The 10,669-nt window shown below is 71.1% G+C and carries 10 protein-coding genes; 3 read left to right on the forward strand and 7 right to left on the reverse strand.

All coding sequences use genetic code 11. The features are described 5' to 3' along the window. Positions 1-32: 32 nt before the first annotated feature. Genes ONA70_RS30550 through ONA70_RS30580 form a run of 7 tightly spaced genes read right to left on the reverse strand, consistent with a single transcriptional unit; the run spans position 33 to position 7,538 of the window. Entirely contained in the window at positions 33-881 is an 849-nt protein-coding gene (locus ONA70_RS30550) for an amidohydrolase family protein (RefSeq protein WP_265009963.1), read from the reverse strand. Next, entirely contained in the window at positions 878-1,855 is a 978-nt protein-coding gene (locus ONA70_RS30555) for an aldo/keto reductase (RefSeq protein WP_265009964.1), read from the reverse strand. The genes ONA70_RS30550 and ONA70_RS30555 overlap by 4 nt, the downstream gene beginning before the upstream one ends. Next, positions 1,852-3,378: a sugar ABC transporter ATP-binding protein gene (locus tag ONA70_RS30560; RefSeq protein ID WP_265009965.1), complete on the reverse strand. Its 1,527-nt coding sequence runs from the start codon at positions 3,376-3,378 to the stop codon at positions 1,852-1,854. Before ONA70_RS30560 ends, ONA70_RS30555 begins: the two co-directional genes overlap by 4 nt. Beyond that, a complete protein-coding gene (locus ONA70_RS30565) occupies positions 3,375-4,325 on the reverse strand; it encodes an ABC transporter permease (RefSeq protein WP_265009966.1) in 951 nt (316 codons plus the stop codon). Before ONA70_RS30565 ends, ONA70_RS30560 begins: the two co-directional genes overlap by 4 nt. After that, complete coding sequence (locus ONA70_RS30570) at positions 4,322-5,398, reverse strand: ABC transporter permease (RefSeq protein ID WP_265009967.1); 1,077 nt, start codon at positions 5,396-5,398, stop codon at positions 4,322-4,324. The genes ONA70_RS30565 and ONA70_RS30570 overlap by 4 nt, the downstream gene beginning before the upstream one ends. Further along, positions 5,395-6,483, reverse strand: a complete 1,089-nt coding sequence (locus ONA70_RS30575; RefSeq protein WP_265009968.1) for a mandelate racemase/muconate lactonizing enzyme family protein — start codon at positions 6,481-6,483, stop codon at positions 5,395-5,397. The genes ONA70_RS30570 and ONA70_RS30575 overlap by 4 nt, the downstream gene beginning before the upstream one ends. Next, positions 6,483-7,538 carry a sugar ABC transporter substrate-binding protein gene (locus ONA70_RS30580; protein ID WP_265009969.1) on the reverse strand — a complete coding sequence of 352 codons (1,056 nt, stop codon included), beginning with the start codon at positions 7,536-7,538 and terminating at the stop codon, positions 6,483-6,485. Before ONA70_RS30580 ends, ONA70_RS30575 begins: the two co-directional genes overlap by 1 nt. Positions 7,539-7,692: 154 nt before the next feature. On the opposite strand from ONA70_RS30580, the gene ONA70_RS30585 reads away from it, so the two are divergent. The 3 genes from ONA70_RS30585 to ONA70_RS30595 are packed head-to-tail and all read left to right on the forward strand — an operon-like array spanning position 7,693 to position 10,580. Beyond that, the gene (locus ONA70_RS30585; RefSeq protein ID WP_265009970.1) at positions 7,693-8,394 is read left to right on the forward strand and encodes a GntR family transcriptional regulator; all 702 of its coding nucleotides are present in this window, start codon (positions 7,693-7,695) and stop codon (positions 8,392-8,394) included. 33 nt (positions 8,395-8,427) lie between these two features. Beyond that, positions 8,428-9,138: a (Fe-S)-binding protein gene (locus ONA70_RS30590; protein WP_265009971.1), complete on the forward strand. Its 711-nt coding sequence runs from the start codon at positions 8,428-8,430 to the stop codon at positions 9,136-9,138. After that, a complete protein-coding gene (locus ONA70_RS30595) occupies positions 9,135-10,580 on the forward strand; it encodes a LutB/LldF family L-lactate oxidation iron-sulfur protein (protein ID WP_265009972.1) in 1,446 nt (481 codons plus the stop codon). Before ONA70_RS30590 ends, ONA70_RS30595 begins: the two co-directional genes overlap by 4 nt. Positions 10,581-10,669: the final 89 nt, after the last annotated feature.

The raw sequence follows: 10,669 nt of genomic DNA on the forward strand, positions 1-10,669 counted from the left end.
CTCCGCCCCCACCGGTCCCACCCGCATGAGCTTCACGAACCAACCTCCAGACGATAGGTACGAATTGCGGTGCCCGCCGTGACGGCGGCCCGCTCACCGGCGGACAGCTCGCTCAGGCAGCTGTCGATCGCCTCCAGGGCAGTGGAGTAGGAGGCGACCAGTTCGCAGACCGGCCAGTCGGAGCCGACCATGAGCCGCTCGGGACCGAACAGGTCCAGGGCGGCCTTGACGTACGGCCCGATGGTGGCGACGTTCCACCCGGGGCCGGCCTCGGTCAGCAGGCCGGACAGCTTCGCCACGACGTTGCCGCAGGCGGCCAGTCCGGCCACGGCCGCGCGCCACTCGGCGAACCCGTCGGCTCCCGCGCCGATCCGCGGCTTGCCGAGGTGGTCGAGCACGAAGACGGTGCCCGGGGTGGCGCGCGCCGCCTCGGCGCTGGCGGCCAGTTGCCCGACGTGGACGACGAGGTCGTAGGCCAACCCCGCGGCGCCGATGGTGGCCAGCGCCGCCCGCACGTCCGCGCGGGCGAGGTAGGCCCGGTCGTCGACGCCCTGCACCTGGTCGCGGACACCGACGAGCTTCGCCCCGCCCGGCAGCTCGCGGTAGCCGGCCAGCGTGGCGGGCAGGTCCGGATCGGTCAGCGACGCCCAGCCGACCACACCCGCGATCTGCGGGGTGGCGGCGGCCAGCGCGAGGAACTCGGCGGTTTCGGCGCCGTCGCAACGGCCCGCCTCGACCAGCACGCTGGCGGTGACGCCTGCCGCCGCCAACCGGGGCGTGAGGTCGGCGACGGTGTAGTCGCGCCGGATCGCTGCCAGACCCGGCTCGGCGAGCCACGGGTAGTCAGCGGTCCACAGATGGTGGTGTGCGTCGACGATCACGGCGTGGGCACCTCCTCCGGCAGCAGGCCCTCCTGCTTCAGATCGGCCCACAACGCGCCCGGGATGTCCCACTCGAACATCGCCACGTTGTCGGAGAGCTGCTCCGGATCCCGGGCCCCGATCACGACGCTGGCGACCGCCGGATGGCCGAGCGGGAACTGGATCGCCGCCGCCCGCAGCGGCACCTGGTGCCGTTCGCACACCGCCCGGATCGCCATCGCCCGCTCGACCAACGCCTGGTCGGCTGGGGCGTAGTCGTAGTGGGCACCCGGCTTCGGATTGGCGAGCAGACCCGAGTTGTACACGCCGGCCGCGAGAATGGAGATGCCCTTTTCGACGCACAGCGGCAGCAGCTCGGCCAACCCCGACTGATCCAGCAGCGTGTACCGCCCGGCGAGCATGAAACAGTCGAAGTCGCCGGCCCGGGCGAGGTCCACCAGCATCTCGGCCTGGTTCATGCCCGCGCTGACCGCGCCGATGTCGCCCCGCGCACGCAACTCGGCCAGCGCCGGGTAGGCCCCGCTCACCGCCTCGTCGAAATGGTCGTCCGGGTCGTGGATGTGCGCGATGTCGATCCGGTCCAGGCCCAACCGGTGCAGGCTCTCCGCGTGCGAGCGCAGCACCCCGTCGTACGAGAAGTCGAAGACCGGAGTGAGATCGCTCGGCTCCGCCCAGAACTCCTGCGTGTCGGTACCGGCGGGCACGAGCAGCCGACCGACCTTGGTCGACAGCGTGAACTCCGCGCGCGGTTTGCCCGACAGCACCGCCCCGGCCCGGCGCTCCGACAGGCCACAGCCGTAGAGCGGGGCGGTGTCGAAGTAGCGGAGCCCGAGATCCCAGGCCGTCTCGACCGCGGCCCGGGCAACCTCGTCGCCGACGGCGGTGAACAGCCCGCCGATCGGCGCGAGCCCGAAGCCCAGCCGGGTCACCTGCACCTCGGTACGCCCCAGGCGGACCCGTTCCGTCGCTTTCACGCGGCCTCCTCCGCGCCATGGATCAGACGAATGACCGCCTGACTCATCCGGTGGTACTCGTGGTCGTTGACCAGCTCGCCGACGACGGCGAAGTCGCGCATCACCGCGATCCGGTCGGCGAGGGTGACCGTCTCCGGCAGATCCGACGAGATGAGCAGGATGGCCATACCCTGTCCGGCCAGTCCGGTAATCAACTCATGGAAGGCGGCCTTCGTGCGGACGTCGATGCCCACCGTCGGCTCGTCGATGATCAGGACGTCGCAGTCGGCGGCCAACCATTTGGCCAGGCTGACTTTCTGCTGGTTGCCGCCGGAGAGCTGCCCGGCGAGCTGGTCGGGTGAGGCGAGCCGGATACCCAGCCGGTCGGCGTACTCGGCGACCAGCGCCCGCTCCGCGCGATCCCGTACCAGTCCCAGGCGCGACAGCCGCCGCCACACGGTCACGGCGGTGTTGCGCGCGATCGTCTGGGACAGGAAGAGGCCTTCCTCCTTGCGGTTCTCGGTGACGTAGCCGATGCGATGCCGCCGCAGCGCGTCACCCACGTCGCGAATCCGGGCCGCCTTCCCGTGTACCCGTACCTCGCCGGCGGTGATCTGCTTGAGTCCGAGCAGGGCCTTGGCCAGTTCGCTGCGGCCCGCCCCTACCAGGCCGTACAGGCCGAGGATCTCGCCGGGGCGCACGGCGAGGTTGACGTCGTGGTGCCCGGCGGCGGTGGCGACGGCCGCGAGGACCAACGCCGGCTCGGCGGTGGGGTCCGGGGTGCGGGGGGTGAGCCGTACCTCCTGGTAGGCCCGGCCGACCATCAGGTCCACGATCTGGCCCCGGGTGTGGGCGGCGAGAGGTTCGGCCTCGGCGACGCTGCGGCCGTCCCGCAGGACGGTCACCGTGTCGGCGACCGCGAAGATCTCCTCCAGTTTGTGGCTGACCAGCACGACGGCGTGGCCGCGTTCGCACAGCCGACGTACGACGGCGTACAGCCGGTCGGCCTCGTCGCCGGTCAGCGACGCGGTCGGCTCGTCGAGCAGCAGCACCTTCGAGTCGGCCGACAGCGCCTTGGCGATCTCCACGAGCTGCATCTGGGCAACCGACAGCCCCGACACCGGCGCATCGGGGTCGATGTCCACCTCGAGCAGGTCCAGGCAGCGGCGAGCCTCCGCGCGGATCCGGGCCCGGTCGAGCAACCCGTTACGTCGGGGAAGGTGCTGCAGGCAGATGTTCTCCGCGACGCTGAACGCCGGGATCAGGTTCCGCTCCTGGTGCACCACACCGACGCCGGCCCGTTGGGCGTCCTGCGGGCCGGCGAAGCGCACCTCTCGCAGCCCGTCCGGCCCGGCCAGCCGGATGTGCCCGCCGTCCGGCCGGTACACACCCGTCAGCAGCTTGATCAGCGTGCTCTTGCCGGCGCCGTTCTCCCCCAGCAACGCGTGGACGGTGCCGGCGGAGACGGTCAACGTCGCCTCATCGAGCGCCCGCACGCCAGGAAACGTCTTGACCAGCTTCTCGGCCGACAACACGACACTCATCGCGCACCTCCGGTGAGCCGCTCGCGGGCCCGGCCGAGCAGGACCGCACCGAGCACGACCGCGCCGATGATGAGGTCGACCCACCGGCGGTTGATGTCGAACTGCGCCTGGGTCACGTCGACCAGCCGCACCAGGAATGCCGCCAGCACCGTGCCGGTCACGCTGACCACGCCGCCGACCAGGGCTACCCCGCCGATGATCGGCGCGGCGAAGCTGGGCAGCAGCAGGTCATCGCCGATCGAGGCGTTGACCGAGCCGAACGCGGCGACCACGATCACGGCGGCGACCCCGGCGAGCAGACCCGACAGGGTGTGGGCGAGCACCAGCGCCCGGTCGTTGGAGATGCCCGACAGCCGCGCCGCGAAGGGATTGCCGCCGGAGGCGAGCAGGCGACGCCCGGACACCGTACGGCGGAAGAACAGCGCCGCCACGACGGCGACCGCCAGGGCCAGCAGGAACACCACCGGTATCCCGAGCACCGACGCCTGGCCCACAGCCCGCAGCCCCGGCGAGTAGCCCTGATAGGTGCCCGTCCCGTGCACTCCGTAGCGCAGCCCTTCCAGGACCGTCATGGTGGCGAGGGTGACGATGAAGCCGTTGATCCGGGTGAAGACCACCAGCAGTCCGTTGAGCAGGCCGACGAGCGCCCCGAGGGCGAGGGCGGCGAGCACCGCGAGCGGGGCGGGCAGTGCGGCGTCGACCATCAGCCAGGCCGAGGCCATGGCGCAGAAGCCGGTGAGCACGCCCACGGAGAGGTTCATCTGGCCGACGGCGAGCACCACCATCTGGGCCAGACCGATGACCATCGGTACGGCGAGGAAGCTCAGGAAGGCGTCCATCGTGCCCGCGGTGAGCAGGTTGAAGTCGGTGGCCACGGCGAGCGTGGCGAAGCCGACGACCGCGACGGCGGCGAGGGTGAACTCGTTGGTGCGTACCAGGTTCTTCATGACGAGGACACCGCCCTCCGCTCGGCGAGCACGGCCCGCATCCGGTCCAGCGACAGCGCGGCGAGCAGCACCAGCCCGATGTAGAGCTTCAAATCCTCCAGCGAGAACTGCAGCAGGTTCAGGCCCTTGTAGATGACCTGGGTGAGGGTCGCGCCGAGCACCGTGCCGAGCACACTGACCGCGCCCCCGGCGAGCAGCGTGCCGCCGAGCACCGGGGCGAGGAATGACGGCAGCAGGAACGACTCGCCGATGTTGGCGGAGAAGGCACCGTTGTTGGCGGCGAGCAGGAAGCCGGCGAGGGCGGCGAGCAGGCCGCTGAGCGCGTGGGCGGCGACGACCCGCCGGTGCGTGGGGATGCCGGACAGCTGGGCGGCGACCGGATTGGCGCCGGTCATAAGGATCTCCCGGCCGAGGCGCGCGGAGCGGAACAGCAGCCCGACCGCCAGCGCCGCGACGAGCGCGAACGGAACGACGAGCGGGACTCGAGGGCCGCACACCTCGCCGAGGCAGTAGTCGGCGAAGGTGTCGAAGCGTAGCTCGGCCAGGCCGGCCGGCTTCACCGCGAACGCGACGCCGTCGGTCGCCCGGGTGTAGAGGATCGTCACCAGGCCCAGCAGCCCGAAGTCGAGCGCGAGGGTCACGACGAAGGAGTTCACCCCGGTCCTGGCGATGACCAGGCCGGCGAGGGCGCCGATCGCCGCCCCGACGGCCAGGCCGACGGCGAGGCCGACCAGCAGCGGCACGCCGAGCCGGTCGTAGGCGAGGCCCATCGCGAACGTGGACAGTGCGGCCATCCGGCCGACGGCCATGTTCATGTGGCCGAGGGACAGCACGGCGAGTTGGGCGAGGCCGACGACGGCGTACACGCTGATGTCGGCCTGCAGTGGGGCGAGGGTGAGCCTGGGGTCGAGGAACGCGGGGGTCAACGACGAGAAGAGCGCGACCAGGACGACGATGACGATGACCAGCCCCAGGCGTGGGTTGGCCCAGAACGGCAGGGTGCGGGAGCGCGTGCCCGCGACCGCGGCCGGCGGCGCGGGGGGCGCCGCCGGCGGGGTGGTGGCCGTCGTCATGCGACCCTCCGATCCTCGATCGCGTCCCGGTCCCAGTCGATGCCGAGGCCGGGGTCGGTGGGCGCGAGAGCGTGGCCGTCGGCGACGGTGATCTCGGACCGGGTCACCGCCCGCAGCTGCGGGATGTACTCGAGGTACCGGCTGTTGGGCACCGCGGCGCACAGGCTCACGTGCAGCTCCATGAGGAAGTGCGGGCAGACGGCGACGTTGCACGCCTCGGCCAGGTGGGCGACCTTGAGCCAGGGGGTGATCCCGCCGACCCGGGCGACGTCGACCTGGACGATGCCCGCGGCCTGGCGGCGCAGGTACTCGGCGAACTGCCCGATCGAGTACATCGATTCGCCGACGGCGATCGGGATGCTCGTCGAGCGGGCGAGCAGCTCGTGCCCGGCGACGTCGTCGGCGGGCAGCGGCTCCTCGAACCAGGCGAGCCCGTGCGGTTCGAGCAGCCGCGCCCGGCGGATCGCCTCCGCGGTGGTGAGCGACTGGTTGGCGTCGACCATCACGTCGAGCCGGTCGCCGACGGCGGCCCGGACCGCGGCGATCCGCTCGGCGTCCTCGGCCGGGTCGGGCTTGCCCACCTTCAGCTTGACGCCCGGCCAGCCGGCCGCCTGGGACGCTTTCGCCCCGGCGACCAGCTCGTCGGTGCTGAGGTGCAGCCAGCCGCCCTCGGTGTCGTAGAGCGGGATACGGTCCTTGGCCCCGCCGGCCAACACCCACAGCGGCAGGCCGGCGGCCTTGGCGCGCAGGTCCCACAGCGCGGTGTCGACGGCGGCCAGGGCCAGCGAGGTGATCGCGCCGACCGTGGTGGCCCGGGTGCTGGCGTAGAGGTCGCGCCAGACCGATTCCACCCGGGCCGCGTCCTGCCCGATCAGGCGGGGCACCAGGTGGTCGCGCAGGAGCGCGAGCATGGCGGTCCCACCGGTCCCGATGGTGTACGAATAGCCGGTACCCTGCTGGCCGCCGGCCGTACGGACCTCGACGAAAACCGTCTCCTGCTTGAGGAACGCCTGCACCGCATCGGTCCGGACGGTCTCGACGGCGATGTCGACCAGGTACGCCTCGGCGTGCGTGATGACCGACATCACCGGCACGTCAGGTACGTGGCGTCGAACTCCTTCTTGAGTTCGTCGGTCTTGGCGGAGCGGTCGGCCTCGTAGCCGTCCACGTTGGCCTTGGTCACGACGAACGAGCCGGAGTCGATGATCACGCCCGGTTGGGACATCGTGCAGCCGCCGGCGAGCTTGCTGAGCGCGTACGAACCGACGTAGGCCTGGCCGACCGGGTTCTGGAGCACGGTGCCGGCCACGGAGCCGTCCCGGATACCGTCGAGGATCGTCTTGTCGTCGTCGATGGCGATGACCTTGATGGCCAGCTTCGCCTGCTTGACGCCTTCGGCCGAGGCGACCGACGGGTTGTAGGCGGTGTTGACGATCGCCTGGATCTGGTTGCCCTTGGCGGCGAGCAGGTCGGCGACGGCCTTCTGCGCGCTCTGCAGGTCCTTGTCGATGTCGGTGACGTTCTGGAGCAGCACGACCTTGCCGCCGGTCTCGGCGACCGCCTTCTCCACGCCCTTGATCCGGCGCTGCGTGTTGGAGTCGACCTTGTTGCCGGTCAGGTGCACGAGGTTGCCCTGCCCACCCATGGCGTCGATGGCGGCCTTCGCGGCCTTGTACGCGGCAAGCTCGACATCCGTGGAGAGGCAGAAGTCAGCCTTGTTGACGTCGCCGGCCGGACACGAGGCGAGGGAGGCGACAGGGTAACCCTGGCGCTTGAGGTCCTCGAAGGTGGAGTTGATGTTGTCGGGCGACACGCCGAAGATGCCGAAGGCGTTGTAGCCCTGTGCGGCGAGGGACTTGAGCACGTCGTTCTGCTTCGTCTGGTCCCAGCCGGCGGTCTCGTTGTACGTGACGTCGCCGAGCTTGAAGTCAGCCTTCGCCTTCGCCCCGGCGTCCTTCCACGGCTGGAAGTACGGGTGCGAGCCGCCGGGGACGAGCGCCACCTTCATCTGCTCCGGGTTCATCCTGCCCGCGGTGTCGCCGGTGTCGGCATCACTCTTCTTCGTGCACGCCGCCGTTGTGGCGGTGAGCGCGAAGGCAACGAGACCCACACCGAGACGGGCCAGCGCAGTGCGCTTCATCGGGTTCTCCTCAAGGGAACCTCACGGGGGTGAGGGGGTGGTGGTAGCGTACGCATCCCCAGGCAGCGATCCCGTGGGATCTTTCCTATAGGATGCTTGCCTGCTAGTGTCTACTCGCTCACACCGTCACAGTCAAGGGGCCGAAGGAGACGAGATGACCGAAACGATCCGCGGCCGGATCCGTCCCGCCCGACGGCTCACCCTGACCGAGGACGTGTACGAGACGATCAAGGGCCTGGTCATGGACCACACCCTCCCCCCGAACGAACGGGTGAACATCGACGCCCTGGCCCGCGAGCTCGACGTCTCCCCCACCCCGGTACGGGAGGCGCTGGCCCGGCTGGAATCCGACGGCCTCGTGCGCAAACGCCCCCTGTCCGGGTACACCACGACCCCGCTGCTGAGTCGGGCCGAGTTCGACGACCTGTTCGACATGCGCCTGCTACTGGAAGGCGACTCCGCCGCCCGAGCGGCCGCGAACGCCTCCACCGCCAACCGGCAGCGGATCAGCACCGAGGCCGACGCGACCGTCGGCGTCGAGGCCGGCGACGGATACCGCAGGCACGCCGCGTTCACCGCACTGGACGCGAAGTTCCACGACCTCATCGCCGAGGTCGCCGGGAGCGCCCTGCTGCGCGAAGCCATCACGCGGCTGCACTCCCACCTGCACCTGCACCGGCTGTACTTCCCCGCCGCGCAGGCCGCTGACACCACCGTCGAGCACCAGCGCATCGCCGCGGCCATCACCCTCGGCGATCCGGAAGCCGCCACGGCGGCCATGCGTGACCATCTGACCGCCGCCCGGCTGCGCCACCTGCCGGCCTTCGACCAGATGCCGTCGGGTCCAGCGGCCTGATCCCGGCGGGCCGGCACGCACCGAGGAGGCAGCTTGCGCATCGCCCTTTTCATCACCTGCGTCAACGACCTCGCCTACCCCCAGACCGGCATCGCGGTCACCCGCATCCTGGAGCGGCTCGGCCACACCGTCGACTTCCCCACCGCGCAGACCTGCTGCGGCCAGATGCACGCCAACACCGGATACCGCGCCGAGGCGCTGCCGATGGTCCACAACTACGTCAAGGTCTTCGACCGCTACGACGCGATCGTCACCCCGTCCGGCTCGTGCACGGCGATGGTCCGCGACCAGTACCCGAACCTGCACCCCGCGGCGGCCGCCGTCGCCGCCCGCACCTATGAGCTGTCCGAGCTCCTCGTCGACGTCCTCGGCGTGACCGACGTCGGAGCCGAGTTCGCCGGGCGGGTCACCTACCACCCGACCTGCCACGGCCTGCGGATGCTGCGGCTGGGTGACAAGCCGCTGGCGTTGCTGCGCCAGGTGCGCGGTATCCACCTGGTGGAGCTCGACGACGCCGAGGAGTGCTGCGGCTTCGGCGGCACCTTCGCCCTGAAGAATCCCGACGTCTCCACGGCGATGCTCACCGACAAGTGCCGCCGGATTCTGGACACCGGCGCGAGCGTGCTCGCCGCCGCCGACAACTCCTGCCTGGCGCACATCGGCGGCGGCCTCGGCCGCGGCCGGTCCGGAGTCCGGGTCATGCACTACGCCGAGATCCTCGCCTCGACCGGAGCGCCCGCATGAGCCAGCACGCCACACCGGCCCACGGCGGTGGCCGGATCACCGCTCCCCTACCCTTCCCGACGGCCGCCCGGCCCGAGGTCGCCAACCCGCAACTGCGCGCCAACCTGCGCCGCGCCACCCACACGATCCGCGGCAAACGCCGGCGCGTGGTTGACGAGGTGCCTGACTGGGCGGCACTGCGCGACGCCGGCGCCGCGATCAAGGCCGATGTGCAGCGCCGCCTGCCCGAGCTGCTGGAACGCTTTGAGGACGCGGCCACCGCCGCGGGCGCACACGTGCACTGGGCGCGCGACGCGGCCGAGGCCTGCCGCATCGTGGTCGAGCTCAGCCGCGCGGCCGGCGCGACGGACGTCGTGAAGGTCAAGTCGATGGCGACCCAGGAGATCGAACTCAACGACGCGCTGGAAGAAGCCGGCATCACCGCCTACGAGACCGACCTCGCCGAGCTGATCGTGCAGCTCGGCGACGACACCCCGTCACACATCCTGGTACCCGCGATCCACTACAACCGCGCACAGATCCGCGAGATCTTCCGACGCCGGATGGCCGACGCACCGCCACAGCTCAGCGACGAGCCACGCGAACTGGCCGAGGCGGCGCGCACCCACCTGCGGCGGCGGTTCCTGTCGGCCAAGGTCGCCGTCTCCGGCGCCAACTTCGCCGTCGCCGACACCGGCACCCTGGTGGTCGTGGAGTCCGAAGGCAACGGGCGGATGTGCCTCACCCTGCCGCAGACGCTGATCAGCGTCGTCGGCGTCGAGAAGATCGTGCCCAGCTTCGCCGACCTGGAGGTGTTCCTCCAGCTCCTGCCCCGCTCCTCGACCGGCGAACGGATGAACCCGTACACCTCGATGTGGACCGGCGTGACGCCCGGTGACGGACCGCAGGAGGTGCACATCGTCCTGGTCGACAACGGCCGCTCGGCGGTGCTCGCCGACCCGGTCGGGCGGCAGGCGCTGTCCTGCATCCGCTGCTCCGCGTGCCTCAACGTCTGTCCGGTGTACGAGCGGGCCGGCGGCCACGCCTACGGCTCGGTGTACCCCGGTCCGATCGGGGCGATCCTGTCACCCCAGCTGACCGGGGTGGCCGACAACGCCTCCCTGCCGTACGCCTCCACCCTCTGCGGAGCCTGTTACGACGTCTGCCCGGTGAAGATCAATATTCCGGAGGTGCTGATCCACCTGCGGCAGCAGGCACCGCACCCGGTGGCCGAGCGGGCCAGCATGCGTGGCCTGTCATGGATCATGCGCAACCCCCGACGGTGGGCCGCCGCCCTGCGCGCCGCCCGGCTCGGCGCCGGCCCTCTCGGGGCCGCCCGGCAGCGGCGGATCGGCGCGCGCACCCTGCGCTGGCTGCCCTGGCCGGGCTCGGCGTGGACCCAGTCCCGCGACGCCCCACTGCCCGCGCCGCAGACCTTCCGTGAATGGTGGGAAAAGCGTTGAACGCCCGTGACGAGATTCTCGCCCGCCTGCGTACCGCCCTGGCCGACGCGCCGCCGCCGGTCGAGGTGCCCCGCCGCGGCATGTCCCGG

The sequence above is a fragment of the Micromonospora yasonensis genome, assembly GCF_026013475.1.
GTDB lineage: Bacteria > Actinomycetota > Actinomycetes > Mycobacteriales > Micromonosporaceae > Micromonospora > Micromonospora yasonensis.